The organism is Cupriavidus sp., assembly GCF_057315035.1.
On the sequence record NZ_DBHKYV010000058.1, the window covers coordinates 29,653 to 45,954 of the forward strand.

Genomic DNA, 16,302 nt, shown 5'->3' on the forward strand with positions numbered 1-16,302 from the left:
TTGAAAGTGAATTCAATGCCGGACCTCACAAATAACCCACCAACCCTGCGGCAGCTTGAGCTGTTCCTCTCGCTAGCTTCCTCGGAAGGAATCGCCACGGCAGGAGCTCGCCTGGGGATGACGCCTTCGGCCACAAGTCACGCACTACGAGCACTTGAGGCCATCCTTGGCACGCCAATCGTCGACAGAAGCGGGACACACCTTTCCCTCACACACGCCGGCGAATTAATCCTGCCCCACGTACGGGATGTATTCAGTTCTCTGCATTTGGTCCAGACCACTGCGGCTGCCAGCGCCGGGCTCAGGACCGGCAAAGTGCGAATCGGCTCGTTCGGGCCAAGCTCGTCGCTGAAGCTACTGCCCCCCTTGCTGGAGAAGTTCAACGCGCGATACCCTGGGATCGACGTGTACGTAACCGAAAAGCCTGATGCCGAGATCGAGCAGGACCTGCATGAGAAGCGCATTGAGATTGGCGTTGTGACGCTCCCAAAGGCCCAATTCGATACCCACCCACTCGCGGTCGATGAGTTCATTGCCGTCCTGCCAGAGAATCACCCATTGGCGGAGAGTGAATCGGTTTCCCTTCAAGACTTGGCAACGTACCCGCTTGTGCTGACGCATGCTGGTTCCCAGGACCTCATTACCAGATTGTTTGAGCGGTCCGAGATCAAGCCACGCGTCACCCATGAGCTTTCGCAGCTCTTATCCATTCTGGAGTTTGTGTCTCGCGGGCAAGGTGTTTCGATCATCGCATCGCTGGCAGCGCCATCAAAATATGAAGGTGTGGTCTATCGAAGCCTGACACCGCGAGCATCCAGACGGATCGGGCTCGCGTGCCTGAATGAAAAGCGATTGTCTCCAGCGGCTCAGGCACTATGGCAACAAGCCAAAAAACTCCAGGTTAAGAAGACTCCCTGATGTCATTTTTGAGAGCCCTAAGAACGCTAGTGGCAATCGTCAACACGGGACGTTCGCCCGTGCTGGCGATGTGATCGGCCGGGCTTAATCCGCGGTCAGCCTGCAGGTAAAGGCGCTAGAGGAAGGGTTCGCGGTCAAACTGTTCGATCGAAGCCGGCGAAAGCCTGCCCTGGCGCTGAGCGCTCAGAGTCTCAGCTATTCAATGCGAATGCTCGCCTCCTTGGCCACAATACTCCAGCGGTCCACCTCGCTGACCAAGAGCTTCTGAAGCACGCCAGGTCTTCCACCGCCCGGCTCTGCACCCTGATTACGCCACTGAGTGACCAAGGCCGAATCGAATGCCCTTGCGGTCGCCGCATTAATCGGTGCCGCCCTACCAAGGGTGCGCATCGCCCCCGCGACAAATCGACATTTCGGCACTTTCTTCGCATTTCATCGGGTCAAAAGGTCTCCGTATTTACCCTAACCCACCATCTGCGTGATCACGTCCAACTTGGTGCGCATCGCCGGTAGGCCTTATGCCGTAGTCGATTGATCGATGAAAATGATGGTTAGCTCAAATATTCGTCGCTTTTCGTAATCAATCTCGCTGCATAGACTTCGGGCCATTAGTGAGGTCGCCCAACGCGATCCCACCGACCGGCAGAGTCCGGCAATTCAAGCACGGCGGCTGCAAGTCGCCGCGTATCCGCCCCCCCGGAAGCAGCAAGAGATAGAAAATGCGAAGAATCCTGATAGCCAACCGCGGCGAGATCGCCTGCCGAATCATTCGCGCGGCAAAGGCCCTCGGCATTGAATCCGTAGCCGTGTACTCGGACGCCGATGCCGGCTCCTTGCACTGTCAACTGGCTGACATTGCCGTACATGTTGGTCCGGCCCCTGCAGCTTCGAGCTACCTCAACGTCGAAGCCGTCCTTGCTGCCGGCAAAGCACATGGCGCAGAAGGCGTACATCCTGGCTACGGCTTTCTCTCGGAGAACACTGCATTCGCCCAGGCGGCGGAAGCAGCCGGCATGCGTTGGATCGGCCCTTCGGTGGCATCGATTGAAAACATGGGCGACAAGAATCGTGCTCGGGATCTCGCTGCCGCATGTGGCGTGCCGGTGCTGCCCGGTAGCCAGCGCTTCGAAGCCGGCGAGCTCGACGGCCTCGAAGAAGCTGCGGCCCAGGTCGGCTACCCTCTGTTGGTTAAGGCTGCAGGTGGCGGAGGCGGTATCGGCATGAAGTGTGTAGATGGCCCGGCGACACTTGCGGCCACCGTCACGTCCACGCAGGCGCTCGCACAGAAGGCGTTCAGCGATGGCAGCGTATACCTGGAGCGCTACGTAGCTCGCGCGCGCCACATCGAAGTGCAAGTTTTCGGCTTTGGCGACGGCACCGCGATCCATTTGTTCGAACGCGAATGCTCGGTACAGCGACGCTTCCAGAAGATCGTGGAAGAAAGCCCAGCACCCGGCTTGAGCACCGACGTGCTGGCGCGTATGACGACCGCAGCCGTTTCCCTAGCCGCCTCACAGCACTATAGCGGCGCCGGCACCGTCGAATTTATTCTCGATGCCGATAGCGGCGAGTTCTTCTTTCTTGAAATGAATACCCGCATCCAGGTGGAACACGGCGTCACCGAACTGGTGACGGGCTGGGACCTGGTGCAAGCACAGATTCAACTGGCCGCTGGCACGCTGGCCCCCGTCTCACAAGACTCGATCCGCCGCCAGGGTGCAGCGATCGAATGCCGTCTTTACGCCGAAAACCCCGTCAAGCATTTCATGCCATCGCCTGGCAAGCTGCAGACGTTCTCCATCGCGCCCGTGGAAGGGCTACGGGTGGACACCGGCGTACGCGAAGGCGACACCATCTCGCCCTACTACGACCCCATGATTGCCAAGCTGCTGACACACGGCAGCACTCGCGAAGAGGCGCGCGTCAGGATGCTTGCTGCCCTGGCACAAACACGCGTTGAAGGTATCAAGAACAACGTCGCCTTCCTCGGTAACGTGATGGAACATCCTGCGTTCCAAGCAGGAAACGTCGACACCGGATTCGTCGCACGCGAAATGGCAAGGCTCATCGGCGAAAGCGCCGCGCCGCGTACGGCCGCAGCGAACCCGCAGTCTTCCGCCGGGGCGCTAGCATGATGGCCGATTCGATCGAAGAGGTCGTCACTTCCGTCGATTGGCGAATTGAGCCGTCAGGTGACCGGCTGCTGATCGTCGACTTCAATCCGGAACGCGACGCCGACTCCGTTGCCCGCTCGAATCGCAGCGCCTGCGCAGCAGCCAAGCGCCTGCGCACCGCGAATATTGTGGGCGTTACCGATATCGTGCCGGCGCTCACCACCGTTGGCATCCACTATCAGCCAGCATCGGTCGTCCGTGGCGCCAAAGAAGCGCCCTTTCACGCGATGCTGGAGACAATCTCGGCGCTTCTCGCCGCACCTCTGGACGTATCCACAACCGCGCAACGCCTGGTGGAAGTCCCGGTCTGCTACGGAGGCGAGCACGGCCCCGATCTTGTCGAGGTGGCCTCAATCTGCGGCATGACGCCTGCCGAAGTCATCGAACGACACAGCGCGGCGCCAGTGGACGTGCTCATGCTCGGGTTCGCTCCGGGGCACCCGTATGTGGGGACCTTCGATGCGCGGCTGTCGCCACCTCGGCGCTCCACGCCACGGACCAGTGTCCCTGCCGGATCCATTGGCCTGGCGAACCGGCAGTCCGTGATCTATCCCATGGATCTCCCGGGCGGCTGGAACCTGATTGGTCGCACCCCGTTGGGAATGTTTGACCCGCACCGCCAGAGCCCATGCCTGCTCGGTGCCGGCGATCAGATTCGTTTCGTGCCCATCTCCGCCGAAAAGTTTGATGCCATCGCCAAGCAGGAGAGCCAGCAATGAGCACCGCAATGATGGCAATCGAAGTGATCAAGCCGGGAGCATTGAGCACCTTCCAGGATCTTGGCCGCCATGGATTCCAGCAGCTTGGCGTACCAGCGAACGGTGTGATGGATGAACAGGCCCATCGCTTGGCCAACGCCCTGGTCGGCAATCCGCAAGGAGATGCCACTCTCGAGATCACGTTGATGGGCCCGAGTCTGCGCTTCCCGGTCGATACGGCTGTCGCGGTGTGCGGTGCTGATCTCGAGGCCGCGATCGATGGCATCCCGCTCCCAGTTGGGCAGCCGGGCGTCGTGCCTGCTGGCGGCACCCTCAGCTTCGGCAAGCGTCGAAATGGACTGCGTGCGTATCTGGCTGTTGCAGGTGGGTTCGCTATCGAGCCCGTGATGCAGAGTCGCAGCACGTTCGTTCGAGGCGGATACGGTGGTGCGCAAGGCAAGCCATTGCGAAAGGGCGAATTGATTTCACTGCGCGCACCTCGCGCGACGGTTCCTGCTGTTCCGGTCAATGTCACGGCTCTCGCTCAAACGGCCTCCAGTGCCTCCGACACACCGATGCGGGTGGTACGAGGACGCGAATGGGACGCCTTCACCCAGACAGCCCAGTCCGATTTTACTGAACTGGAATACAAGATCGGGGCGCAGTCAGATCGTATGGGATACCGCCTCGAAGGGCCGGCGCTTGCCCTGCATTCGAAGCTCGAAATGCTCTCCGAAGCGGTTGCCTTCGGCACCATCCAGGTTCCGCCTGATGGCCAGCCCATTGTGCTGATGGCCGACCGTCAGACGACGGGCGGCTATCCGAAAATCGGTCATGTATGCGCCGTTGATTTGCCTCGATTGGCGCAGCACATGCCCGGTGAGCGGATCCGTTTCCAAGTGATCTCCATCGAGGAGGCCCAGCGGCTTTCACTATTGCAGGAACAAGTGTTCGCGGCGTTGGAGTCCTGCCATGGCTGAGATCGACTTCAATAGCGACCTTGGCGAGAGCTTTGGCATCTACAACCTTGGCGATGATTCGGGTGTACTCGCGCAAATCAGCTCGGCGAACATCGCCTGCGGCTTCCACGCGGGCGACCCGCAGACAATTGCGGCTACCGTTCGCAACGCCGTAGCGCAAGGCGTGTCGATCGGCGCTCATCCGGGCTTTCCTGACCTGCAGGGGTTCGGCCGGCGAGCGATGGCGCTGAGCCACGGAGAGATCTACAACCTGACCATCTATCAGGTTGGCGCCATGCAGGCGTTCGCACGTGCAGCCGGCTCGCGGCTAGCTCATGTAAAGCCACATGGCGCGCTCTACAACCTCGCGGCGAAGGACAGCGGCATGGCACGCGCGCTGGCTGAGGCCGTCCGAGACGTTGATCCTACGCTTGTTTTCTTTGGCCTGGCGGGCTCGGAACTCGTACGGGCTGGGCGCGAAGCAGGGCTTGAGACAGCCGAAGAGGTCTTTGCAGATCGCAGCTATCAATCCGATGGTTCGCTGACGCCTCGTGGAACCCCTGGGGCGATGATTACCGACCCGGACGTAGCTACGAAGCAGGTCATTCGGATGATCCGCGAAGGAGTGGTGCGCTCCCTGCAAGGAGTCGATGTGCCCGTCAAGGCCGACACCCTCTGCATTCACGGCGACCAGCCTCGCGCCACAGCATTTGCACATTGCATTCGTACCGCCTTGCTCGCCGAAGACATCCAGATTCGTCCCCCACGCCCGCGATAAACAAACAACATCATGGAAAACCAAACCAATACCGTCCCTATCGTCGCAGAAACCACGGGCACGCTCTGGAAAATCGTCGCACAGCCGCATGCCGAAGTCGGCCAAGACGAAACACTCGTCATTATCGAGTCGATGAAGATGGAAATCCCGGTTGAAGCTCTGGCGGAAGGCTTTGTTGTGGAGTATTCGGTTGCTGAAGGAGACCCGGTAGAGGACGGCCAGGTTATTGGGACCTTCCAGCTCTCATCGTAAAGATCACTCTGCACAACACGGAGACGCGCATGCCTGCATGACGTTTTGGCTGACATGTGCCTCCGCTTATGACAAGAACCCGCAACAGTCCAACGACGCTGGTGCACGGGGCACGCGGACGGATCAGGTTACAACCAATTTAGTGCACAACCTTTAGTGCACTAAGTCATAAGGAGACAACAATGCATGGCTTCGATAGGCCAGGGATCGTCGCGCATATTCAGGTGCGGCTTTTCGGAAGGTGTTGATTGGCACAGTTGTTGCGAATTTCCCCGCGGGATATTAATCAGCAATCACCGCTATTAGTTCCGATGTCGGCAAGTTGCCCTCAACAAGCCATTAGTTAAATCGAGACGACGGCTCTAGCACCCTAACCCCGTCAACTGTTCGTGCTGAAAACGATGCGCCCGCTGGTCGCCTTTGCGACCCGCGAGGGTTCACTCATCCTCAATTTCTGGAAGTCGTCACAATGTCGAACGCCCCAATCCCCACGATGCCGCTGACGGAATCAGTTCGCTCGCCGGTCACCGCCGACGCAACCGTCGCCCGCAAAGCAGCGATCGCCGCTGCGGCGGGCTCCGCGATCGAGTACTACGAGTTCGGAATCTACGGCTACCTGGCCGCGACCATTGGACCACTGTTCTTTCCCAGCGACAATCCGACTGCCTCGCTACTGGCCATCCTCGCAGTATTTGGCAGCGCTTTCCTTATGCGCCCAATCGGCGGCATCGTGCTTGGTCGACTCGGCGATCGCCTAGGTCGACGGTCAGTGCTACTGGTCACCGTGATTGGCATGGGCGTCGCCACGGCAGCAATTGGCGTTCTGCCGACCGCTGCAACAGGCGGCATCATTGCCCCGATCTTGCTTCTTCTGATTCGCCTCTTCCAGGGCTTCTTTGCAGGCGGTGAGGTAACTGGCGCAGCCGCATATGTGGCCGAATCCGCCCCGCGGGGTCGCCGCGGCTTCTTCGGCGCCTTCACGCCCGTGGGTGTTGCCGTCGGCGGCGCGCTTGCCGCGACGGTGTGCGGACTGACCAACTCAGTACTAGGTAGTGACGCCATGACCGAATGGGGATGGCGCATCCCCTTCCTGACTGCCATTCCGATGGTCATGATCTCAGTTTTGGTACGCAAGCGTGTAGAAGAGTCGGTTGCCTTTCAGCAGTTCCAGCAGCACAGCGAACCTCCAAAGGCTCCGCTAACTGAAGTCCTCAGTCAGCACATGCCATCGGTTCTGAAAGTGCTGTTCCTTTCGTTCGGACAGAACGTCGGGTACTGGGTTGGGCTGGTGTTCATGAACATCTACATGACCACCTATCTGAAGTATGACAAGGGCACGGTCTACTGGATCATGGCATTCGTGAGCATCACGATGGCCTGCCTGATGCCGTTCTGGGGTGGCCTGTCGGATCGTCTGGGACGCAAAAAGGTCCTCTCGATCGGATTTGTGGCCTACACAGTGCTAGTCGTACCGATGATGATGTTGATGGACCAACACAGCATTGGCTTGGCCGCCCTGGCAATGTTTATCGTGGCCCTGCCGTTGCCCATCGTCCAGTCTGTCGGCTATCCGACATACGCCGAGCAGTTCCCGACTCGCGTGCGATATTCAGGCATGGCGTTCAGCTTCAATTTCGGTACGATTCTCGGCGGTGGCGTGACGCCGTACATCGCGACCTCGTTGATCGGCTCGACTGGTAACCTCCTGTCACCGGCTTACCTCTTGATGGGTGGCTCCGCGATCTCGCTCATCGCACTGCTCTTCGTTAAAGAAACCGCCAAGGAGGCCCTTCAATGAGTGGATTCCAGAATCTGCCCGGTTGGGCTGACTACCCCGCCACGGCCCGCGCCGCCATCCGGGCTGGAGAGTGGCGTGGCCACACGGGAGGAATGGCACCTGGTCACGTCCAAGGCAACCTGATGATCGTGCCGCAAGAATGGGCAGGGGCTTTTCTGAACTACTGCCGTAATAATCCGATTCCCTGCCCTCTGATCGGGATGACAGAGCCAGGCTCACCGTACGTGCCCGAACTGGGTGAAGACATCGATCTGCGCACCGACGTGCCGCGCTATCGGGTCTGGAAAGATGGTCAACTTAGCCACGAGTGTGAAAAGATCGTCGATCTTTGGGAAGACGATTTTGTGGGCTTTGTGCTCGGATGTTCGCTCTCCTTTGAACAAGCACTTCAGGACGCTGGAATCGCGGTCCGGCATGTCGACGAAGACAAGGTTGTTCCGATGTACCGGACAAACATTGCAACGGCACCGTCAGGTCCGTTTTCTGGCCCCATGGTTGTATCCATGCGCCCGTACCCTCCGGAACTTACACAGGAGGTACGTCGCATATGCGCTGTATTGCCTGCTGCGCATGGCGCGCCAGTTCATATCGGGGATCCGTCGGCCATCGGCATCCTGGACGTGAACACTCCCGACGAAGGCGAGCACACGGCGATCCTGCCCGGTGAAGTGCCGATGTTCTGGGGTTGCGGCGTGACACCACAGGCCGCAGCTATGCAAGCTCGTCTGCCGCTGTGCATCACGCACGCCCCAGGCTACATGCTCATCGGCGATCCCAAGATCGAGCACGTGAAGCTCTTGTAGCTTCGCAGAGGGTACTCTGGCAAAGCGCTTTGCCAGAGTACCCTAGTGCTTTCTAAAGCGACCAAACTACGCGCTCCATTTCGGCTGGGTTCAATGCGGCCTGTGAATTGAATGTGGTCGAACCGGTCGCTGCAGGATCAGCATAGAAAAGGCGATGCCAGGGCGGGCCCCTGGCATCGCTCAAAACACCACTGCCTCAGTTGGTACTACTTCTTCGTTCCTTCGTACTTGGCCTTGTTCGCTTCATTCGGCGGGTAGAGGCCGGGGAGGACAGCGCCGTCGTTCACCTCGTCCATGATCCAGCCTTCAAACCGCTCCTGCTCGACAGCGGCATCGACGATGTCCGCAACGAGCGCTGCCGGAATGACCACTGCACCATCTTGGTCGGCGACGATCACATCGTCGGGGAAGATCGCAACGCCACCGCACGCCACAGGCTGTTGCCAGTCGACGAACGTCAGGCCCGCAACCGAAGGTGGAGCGGCCGTACCACTGGCCCATACAGGCAGTTTCGTTCCGAGGACGCCAGCCAGGTCGCGGACGACGCCATCCGTAACCAGACCAGTGACGCCGCGCTTGGCCATGCGCGCGCACAGAATGTCCCCCCAGATCCCCGCATCCTTGACGCCCATCGCATCAACCACCGCAATGCAACCGGCGGGCATCTGCTCAATGGCGCCACGGCTAGACTTCGGCGATGCCCACGATTCCGGGGTTGCCAGGTCTTCTCGTGCCGGGACAAACCGCACGGTGAACGCACGGCCAACGATACGTTTGGAGCCTTCGACAAGCGGGAACGCGCCGCGGATCCACACGTTGCGTAAGCCCTTCTTGAGCAGGATCGTCGTCAGCGTGGCAGTCGTGACACCAGACAGGGCCTTGAACATTACTTCATCGGATACAGCCATGGCATATCTCCAAATTGAAATCAACTACGACAATCAAACCGAAGGAATCAAACCACCATCCACGCGGAGCGTTGCGCCAGTGATGTATGAAGCGCGCTCGCTTGCGAGGAAGGTGATTGCGTCCGCGTACTCTTCAGGATGGCCATACCGGCCCATCGGAATGGTCTTTTCGCTTTCCGACTGTACGGACAAGACGTCACGGCCCTCGCGCTTCGCTTTGGCCGAATCGAGGAACTGGGTGCGAGCAGTCGCGATCCGGCCAGGCACCACTACGTTGGCCGTGATCCCGGCGGCAGCGACATCACGCGCCAGGCTCTTCGACCAACCGACCAGGGCAATTCGTAAAGAGTTCGACAGCGCCAGGTTGGGAATTGGTGCCACCACACCAGACGATGTACTGGTAATTACGCGTCCCCAGCCACGCTCACGCATGCCGGGGAGGAAAATGTCGGTGATGCCGATGACGGACAGCACCATTGCATTGAAGCCGTATTGCCAAGCCTGGGTCGACTGTCCGAAGGCTGGCCCGGGTTGGGGTCCACCCGTGTTGTTCACGAGGATATCGATGCCGCCAACTTGCGAAAGCACCGCTTTGGCGCCTCCCGACCACTGTTCCTGCACACCCAGATCCCAGACAAAGCTATGAACAGGTACGTCGAAGTCCATCAGTTCGTCCGCCAGCGACTTAAGAGAACTTTCGTCTCGATCGGCGATACAGATTTCAGCACCCTCCTTGGCCAGCGCCATAGCGATCGCGCTCCCGAGCCCACCGCCAGCACTCATCACTAGAGCTCGCTTCCCTTTGATTCCCATGTCCATGCTAACGCTCCTTAGTTGAGTTCGGTGCAGACTTCATGAAGCCGCTTGCATGCCTCAGCAAGGCGCTCATCCGACGTAGCAAACGAGATCCGGAAGTAGCCTTCGGCGCCAAACGCACTTCCCGGCACGACGGCAACATGAGCTCGCTCAAGGAGAAATTGGCTGACATCGACGTCGTTGCTCAGGATCTTTCCCTCGGAGGTTGCCTTTCCGATCAGTCCTTCGCACGAGGGAAAGAGATAGAAGGCCCCTTCAGGGGTTCGGCAACTGACGCCCGGGATGGCGTTTAACGCGCTCAGGCACGCATCGCGTCGGCGCTGAAATGCTTGATTCCGCGGCGTTATGAAGTCCATTGATCCATCCAGTGCCGCGAGAGCAGCAGCCTGGGCGACGGAACAAGGATTGCTCGTGCTTTGGGACTGGATGGTTCCCATGGCCTGGATCAGCGCCTTCGGACCACCGGCGTAGCCAATGCGCCAGCCGGTCATCGCATACGACTTGGAAACGCCATTGACTGTCAGCGTACGGTCGCGCAAATCCGGTCCCACAGAGGCGATCGTCGAGAATTTCCATCCGTCGTAGCGGATGTGCTCGTACATGTCATCAGTCATGACAAGGACATGCGGATGCTTCGCCAGCTCGGCTGCCAACGCGGCAAGTTCAACTCGCGAGTAGCCTGCCCCCGTGGGATTGCTGGGCGAATTCAGAATCAGCCATTTGGTTCGTGGCGTGATCGCCGCGCGGAGCTGTTCGGGCACAAGCTTGAAGTCCTGCGCTGCCGCGCAGCTTACTTCGACGGGCACGCCGCCGGCGAGCCGCACCATGTCGGGATAGGAAACCCAGTAGGGAGCCGGCACGATAACCTCGTCGCCGGCATTGATCGTCGCCAGCAACGCGTTGAAGATCACCTGCTTGCCACCGGTACCTACGCTGATCTCCGCAACGTCGTATGACAGGCTGTTGTCGCGCCAGAATTTCCGGACGATCGCTTCCTTGAGCTCTCGCGTTCCGTCAATGTCGGTGTACCGCGTCGCGCCAGCGTCGATAGCCTGCTTCGCTGCAACGCAGATGTGGTCGGGAGTCGGAAAATCGGGTTCGCCCTGCGACAGGCCGATTACGTCGATTCCGCGACGGCGCATATCGCCTGCAATCTTTGTGATGGTCAGGGTCGGTGACGGCTTCACCGCGTGAAGGAGGTTGGATAGCATCGATAATTCCCTGCCAGGTCAGGATTTGCGCAGCGCCTCATGCGCCGCGCTTCGGAGCGTCTTTGGGCTTTTCCTTGAACAACCCAGAATGCGTGATGCGACTGTTGGGCCGCGAGCCAACCTTGAACGCACAGATTTACGTTCGGGGACTGCGCGTGCATCCCTCGCCAATAGGAGGCGATTTATCTTCAGGGGTGAGGAGATTGATCGTGGTTCTGCCTAGACCTACGGTCCAGGTGAGGGAAGGACGGTTCGACCCAACCGCCCTTCACCTGCTTCGGCAGATGCAGCCGAATTACTTCTTGAACAGCGAGCTGATGTCGGCAAAGGCCTTGATTTCGAGGGCGTTGCCCGATGGGTCCAGGAAGAACATCGTGGCCTGCTCGCCCGGCTCTCCCTTGAAGCGGATATGCGGCTCGATGATGAACTTGATGCCAGCGGCCTTCAGTCGTTCCGCTTGGGCTTCCCACTGCTCCATCGACAGCACTGCGCCAAAGTGACGTACCGGCACTTGGTCGCCGTCGACGGCGCTCGTCTTGTGATGGCCGACTTCTTCCGGTGCCAGGTGAGCAACGATCTGGTGACCGTAAAAGTCGAAATCGACCCAATCTTCAGCGCTGCGGCCTTCGGGGCAGCCCAACAACTCACCATAGAACTTGCGTGCTTCGGGGATGCTGTTGACGGGAAAAGCAAGGTGAAACGGGGGAATGTTTTGAGTGGTGGCCATGATGATTCATTGGGTTGAGAGGCGGCCGGCAGCACCTCAAAGCTCTATGCAAAACCGACGATTGACGTTAGTCTATGGCCGCCGATAATCAATGAAAAGCGATATATTTTTGCCCTGAGCAACAATTTTAGTGATCAGATAACATGCTGCGTGAACTCCAGACATTCCTGGCGGTGGTGCGATACGGCACCTTTGCGAACGCAGCCGCACATATAGGGCTGACCCAGTCAGCCGTGAGCGCGCAAATCCAGCGACTGGAGGAAGAGCTGGGCTATCCACTCTTTGATAGAACTGGCCGCTCAGCGGTGTTGAATACCTCTGGCCGAGAAGCGTTGACCGTGGCCGAGGAAATGATGACGGTCTACGCGAAGCTCGGCCAAAGCGTGAATAGTGCTCGTACTGGGCTCATTCGCATTGGTGCCATCGCGTCCGCTCAGGTCACCTTCCTTGCTGAGGCTCTCACTGCGTTTCGAAATGAGAATCCTGGTTATCGGATCCGACTCGTCCCAGGTGTGTCCCTCAACCTTCTCGGCCAGGTCGATTCAGGCGAAATTGATATCGCGGTCATGATCAAACCGCCGTTCGCTCTGCCTTCTGACCTCCAGTGGCGCGTGCTGCTAACGGAGCCGTTCGTTCTAATCGCACCGCAAAAGCAGAAAGATCAGGACTGGCGCGAACTGCTCGAGAGCGAGCCCTTCATTCGCTATGACCGCGGCTCCTTCGGGGGACGGCTTGTGGATCAGTTTCTTCGTCGATCGCGCATCTCAGTAACCGACGCGATCGAGCTCGACGAGTTGCAGGCCATTGCCCAACTCGTGCGGCGTGGTCTAGGCGTAGCGCTTCTGCCTATGACGAGCGCGCTGACGATACCTAGAGGAGTTGTCGTCAAGGATCTTGGAGACGCAACGTTCTTCCGAGAGATCGGACTGGTCGAACGGCCATCTCATAGCCGACAGGCTGCGGCGACTCTCCTGGCCCAGCGCATTGCCGAGGCGGCTGAGCGCAGCGCCCGTAGACAGTACTGACTTCCGCCAGTTTATAGCCGCTTTCTGGTGAACTTCGTTCGCTCCCTTAGGCGCTGTCAAGTAAAGGCGACAGATCGAGCACCACTGATTAACAACTCTGCTGCATCGGGTCAACGACTGTGGTGTGAAACACGGCCAATTTGACCAGGCATCTCCCCGCCCATCTCATACGCACTTGCGGCCTACGCGGCGTGAACTACACTTCGGTGTCGCCACGCGTGCTGCACTGGCGTCTGGCTGCTCCGCGCCCTTACCGGCAATCCACCCAACAAGAATGAGAAAAAACACATGCGCCGACTATTCGCCGCCCTTGCCTTATTCGCTATTTGCCAGTCATTGCAGGCCCAGGTAAAGCCGTTCCCATCCGGTTTTCGGAATCAGGACATACAGACCGAAGGCGCCACGCTGCATGTGCGGGTTGGCGGAAGCGGGCCAGCCGTGGTCTTGTTGCACGGATTTGGCGACACGGGCGATATGTGGGCGCCGCTGGCGGCCGAGTTGGCGCGGAACCATACGGTGGTCGTGCCCGATCTGCGAGGCATGGGCTTGTCGTCGCATCCGCCTGGCGGCTACGACAAGCGTACGCAGGCCGGCGATATCCGGTCGGTGCTGACGCAATTGCACATCGACCAGGCTGACGTGGTGGGTCACGACATCGGTACGATGGTCGCATTTGCCTATGCGACGCGTTATCCGGACAAAACCCGGAAGCTCGTGGTCATGGACGCCCCGGTGCCTGGCGTGCCGCCCTGGGAGCAGATTGTCCGCATGCCCGCGCTCTGGCATTTCGATTTTGGCGGGCCCGATGCCGAGCGGCTGGTCAAAGGCAGGGAGCGGATCTATCTGGATCGCTTCTGGAATGAATTCGCGGGCGATCCGTCGAAAATCGACGAGGCCACGCGCGCTCACTACGCTCGCATTTACGCGCGGCCAGGCGCCATGCATTCCGCATTCGCGCAATTCCTGGCGATTCGCCAGGACGCCGAAGACAACCAGAAATCGCTGGCCACCAAGCTGACGATGCCCGTGCTGGCAATTGGCGGCGAGAAATCGTTTGGCCAGAACGAGGCGATCGTCATGCGAAACGCGGCGGTCAACGTTCAGGAACTGGTGGTTCCCGGTGCCGGTCATTGGTTGATGGAAGAAAAGCCGCAGGTCACCGTGAGCGCGATTGTCGATTTCCTCGCGCAATAGGGCCGTTATTCGCCCTGCTTTTCGCCCTTTCGTTGTGGACGTGCCCACCCAACCGCAAGCCAGCCGCTGGCCAGCGGTTGGACGTATTCAAATGGAGACAAACCATGACACGCGTTCGTGTTGAAGGCTTCACCATCTCGCTGGACGGATACGGCGCGGGCCCGGATCAGGACATCGACAATCCGCTCGGCGTTGGTGGCACCGACTTGCATCAGTGGCTGGTGCCGACACGCACGTTCCAGCAAATCTTGTTCGGCAATGAAGGCGGGACGACCGGGATCGACGACGATTTCGCGGCGCGTGGCTTTGATAACGTGGGCGCGTGGATTCTGGGCAGGAACATGTTCGGGCCGATTCGTGGCGCATGGCCGGACGAACAATGGAAAGGCTGGTGGGGTGACAACCCGCCGTACCACGTGCCGGCCTTCGTCCTGACGCATCACGCGCGTCCCGCTCTGAAAATGGAAGGCGGCACGACGTTCCATTTCGTCACCGGCGGCATTCGCCAGGCACTGGATCTGGCGCGCGCCGCTGCGGGTGGCAAGGACGTTCGCATCGGCGGCGGCGCCGACACCATCCGGCAGTTTCTATCGGCGGGCCTGATCGATGAATTGCACGTCGCGATCTCGCCGGTGCTGCTTGGCCGTGGCGAGTCACTGTTCCACGGGCTCGACCTGCCGGCGCTGGGATACGCATGCGTGACTTCCGTGGCCTCCGAAAAGGCCATGCATGTGGTGCTACGGCGGCAAGGACAAGCGCCCTCGCCCACGTAGGAATACGAGTTGGATGGCTGCCCCGGCGCGCCGATCGTGCCGAAAGCGCTCATTCGACTACCCCATGCGCAGCAGCGTCGACACTTCCTGTGCTGGTAGTACCGGTCAGGCGGCTCTCGCCCCGCTTCAGCCAGCCAGCTCCCGATGCAACGCCACGTATTCCTGTGCGAGCTTATGGCGCGGATCCATGTGGATCATGGGGGTAGCGTGCTGGTGCGATTCCCGAATCTTCACCGAGGAAGACAGCCGCGACGCAAGTACCGGCAGCCCCTCGCTGATCAGTTCTTCGACGAGCTTTGTCGGCAGGCTGGCGCGCGGCTGGAACTGGTTGATGACGATGCCCTCGACCTGCAGCGCGTCATTGTGGTCCTGCTGGATTTCCTTCACGTTGTCGAGCAGCGTGTAGAGTGCCCGGCGCGAGAAGTCATCGCAGTCGAACGGGATCAGGCAGCGATCGACGGCAATCAGTGCTGAGCGTGTATAGAAATTCAGCGCTGGCGGCGTGTCGATGTAGATGGCGTCGTAGACCGACTCTAGTACGAGCAGGGCGTCGCGCAGCTTGTAGATTTTGTAGCGGGATTCAAGCTTGCCATGCAGGGCGTCAAGGTCAGCATGCGCCGGCATCACGTCGAGGTTCTCAAACGGCGTCGCATGGATAAACGACGTCAGGTCCACCGGCTTAAAGCTGTAGGTCAGGGACGCGTCGAAGAAGTCTGCCGCGCTCGGACTTGCCTCGCCGGCGCGCGCGCCCATCAGGTACTGAGTCGAATTGGCCTGCGCATCCAGGTCAACCACCAAAGTGCGCAATCCTTCGCTGGCGCTGATGGCCGCAAGATTGCATACGATTGTTGACTTGCCAACACCGCCCTTCTGATTGAACACGACGCGCCGCATTTCTTCCTCTGAGAAGACCGTTTCGAAGGCGAAAGGATACCTTAGCAAGGCGGTGAGTGGTCACGGGAAAGCGGGATCGGGCGACAGCCTCGGCCCCGTTCCCCCAAGCGTTGCCTACATCCCAACACCTGACACTTTTCTGTTGGCACCACCCCACCATTCGCCGTACCGCCGACATTACCCCGCGCGCCAGCGCAAACCCTCCCCCACCCGCAAACCCAACCCCATCAAGGCTTTCCAGATTCTTTCGAGAATCTGGCCGGCGCTGGCACGCTTGCTGCGATATCAGTACCGAGCGCGACACCAACCCGAAGCTCATCACCCACCAAGCCTTACCTTCCTCTCCAGGAGAACATCATGACCACGCTGACCAT

General features: G+C 59.6%; 16 protein-coding genes and 1 pseudogene. 12 read left to right on the top strand and 5 right to left on the bottom strand.

All coding sequences use genetic code 11. From position 1 onward, the window contains the following. Positions 1–15: 15 nt before the first annotated feature. From ACO550_RS36915 to ACO550_RS36955, 9 genes and pseudogenes are all read left to right on the top strand, one after another. Entirely contained in the window at positions 16–918 is a 903-nt protein-coding gene (locus tag ACO550_RS36915; RefSeq protein WP_315597287.1) for a LysR substrate-binding domain-containing protein, read from the top strand. After that, positions 918–1,090, top strand: a pseudogene (locus ACO550_RS36920) (helix-turn-helix domain-containing protein); the annotation flags it as partial. The gene ACO550_RS36915 and the pseudogene ACO550_RS36920, both read left to right, overlap by 1 nt. A gap of 547 nt (positions 1,091–1,637) precedes the next feature. Next, the gene (locus ACO550_RS36925; protein WP_315597261.1) at positions 1,638–3,053 is read left to right on the top strand and encodes an acetyl-CoA carboxylase biotin carboxylase subunit; all 1,416 of its coding nucleotides are present in this window, start codon (positions 1,638–1,640) and stop codon (positions 3,051–3,053) included. After that, complete coding sequence (gene pxpB / locus ACO550_RS36930; protein ID WP_485995131.1) at positions 3,050–3,811, top strand: 5-oxoprolinase subunit PxpB; 762 nt, start codon at positions 3,050–3,052, stop codon at positions 3,809–3,811. Before ACO550_RS36925 ends, pxpB begins: the two co-directional genes overlap by 4 nt. Then, positions 3,808–4,770: a biotin-dependent carboxyltransferase family protein gene (locus ACO550_RS36935; protein WP_315597260.1), complete on the top strand. Its 963-nt coding sequence runs from the start codon at positions 3,808–3,810 to the stop codon at positions 4,768–4,770. Before pxpB ends, ACO550_RS36935 begins: the two co-directional genes overlap by 4 nt. After that, positions 4,763–5,527 carry a 5-oxoprolinase subunit PxpA gene (locus ACO550_RS36940; protein ID WP_315597259.1) on the top strand — a complete coding sequence of 255 codons (765 nt, stop codon included), beginning with the start codon at positions 4,763–4,765 and terminating at the stop codon, positions 5,525–5,527. Before ACO550_RS36935 ends, ACO550_RS36940 begins: the two co-directional genes overlap by 8 nt. A gap of 12 nt (positions 5,528–5,539) precedes the next feature. Continuing rightward, positions 5,540–5,779 (top strand): biotin/lipoyl-containing protein, encoded by a 240-nt coding sequence (locus tag ACO550_RS36945; protein ID WP_315597258.1) that lies wholly within the window; start codon positions 5,540–5,542, stop codon positions 5,777–5,779. Positions 5,780–6,248: 469 nt separating this feature from the next. Beyond that, the gene (locus tag ACO550_RS36950; RefSeq protein ID WP_315597257.1) at positions 6,249–7,577 is read left to right on the top strand and encodes an MFS transporter; all 1,329 of its coding nucleotides are present in this window, start codon (positions 6,249–6,251) and stop codon (positions 7,575–7,577) included. After that, entirely contained in the window at positions 7,574–8,380 is an 807-nt protein-coding gene (locus tag ACO550_RS36955; protein WP_315597256.1) for a putative hydro-lyase, read from the top strand. Before ACO550_RS36950 ends, ACO550_RS36955 begins: the two co-directional genes overlap by 4 nt. A gap of 206 nt (positions 8,381–8,586) precedes the next feature. Here ACO550_RS36955 and ACO550_RS36960 read toward each other — a convergent pair whose 3' ends face one another. The 4 genes from ACO550_RS36960 to ACO550_RS36975 all read right to left on the bottom strand — a co-directional run bounded on the left by ACO550_RS36960 (position 8,587) and on the right by ACO550_RS36975 (position 12,042). Then, entirely contained in the window at positions 8,587–9,288 is a 702-nt protein-coding gene (locus ACO550_RS36960; protein WP_315597255.1) for a ribonuclease activity regulator RraA, read from the bottom strand. A gap of 33 nt (positions 9,289–9,321) precedes the next feature. Next, positions 9,322–10,107: an SDR family oxidoreductase gene (locus tag ACO550_RS36965; RefSeq protein ID WP_315597254.1), complete on the bottom strand. Its 786-nt coding sequence runs from the start codon at positions 10,105–10,107 to the stop codon at positions 9,322–9,324. Positions 10,108–10,118: 11 nt separating this feature from the next. Then, positions 10,119–11,315 (bottom strand): aminotransferase class I/II-fold pyridoxal phosphate-dependent enzyme, encoded by a 1,197-nt coding sequence (locus ACO550_RS36970; protein ID WP_315597253.1) that lies wholly within the window; start codon positions 11,313–11,315, stop codon positions 10,119–10,121. Positions 11,316–11,610: 295 nt separating this feature from the next. Beyond that, positions 11,611–12,042 (bottom strand): VOC family protein, encoded by a 432-nt coding sequence (locus ACO550_RS36975; protein WP_315597252.1) that lies wholly within the window; start codon positions 12,040–12,042, stop codon positions 11,611–11,613. 143 nt (positions 12,043–12,185) lie between these two features. On the opposite strand from ACO550_RS36975, the gene ACO550_RS36980 reads away from it, so the two are divergent. The 3 genes from ACO550_RS36980 to ACO550_RS36990 all read left to right on the top strand — a co-directional run bounded on the left by ACO550_RS36980 (position 12,186) and on the right by ACO550_RS36990 (position 15,034). Then, positions 12,186–13,067: a LysR family transcriptional regulator gene (locus ACO550_RS36980; protein WP_315597251.1), complete on the top strand. Its 882-nt coding sequence runs from the start codon at positions 12,186–12,188 to the stop codon at positions 13,065–13,067. Between the two features lie 288 nt (positions 13,068–13,355). Next, positions 13,356–14,261, top strand: coding sequence for an alpha/beta fold hydrolase (locus ACO550_RS36985; RefSeq protein ID WP_315597250.1), 906 nt, complete (start codon positions 13,356–13,358; stop codon positions 14,259–14,261). 104 nt (positions 14,262–14,365) lie between these two features. Then, the gene (locus ACO550_RS36990) at positions 14,366–15,034 is read left to right on the top strand and encodes a dihydrofolate reductase family protein (RefSeq protein ID WP_315597249.1); all 669 of its coding nucleotides are present in this window, start codon (positions 14,366–14,368) and stop codon (positions 15,032–15,034) included. A gap of 126 nt (positions 15,035–15,160) precedes the next feature. On the opposite strand, the gene ACO550_RS36995 is transcribed toward ACO550_RS36990, so the two are convergent. After that, positions 15,161–15,928 (bottom strand): AAA family ATPase, encoded by a 768-nt coding sequence (locus ACO550_RS36995; RefSeq protein ID WP_315597248.1) that lies wholly within the window; start codon positions 15,926–15,928, stop codon positions 15,161–15,163. Positions 15,929–16,302: the final 374 nt, after the last annotated feature.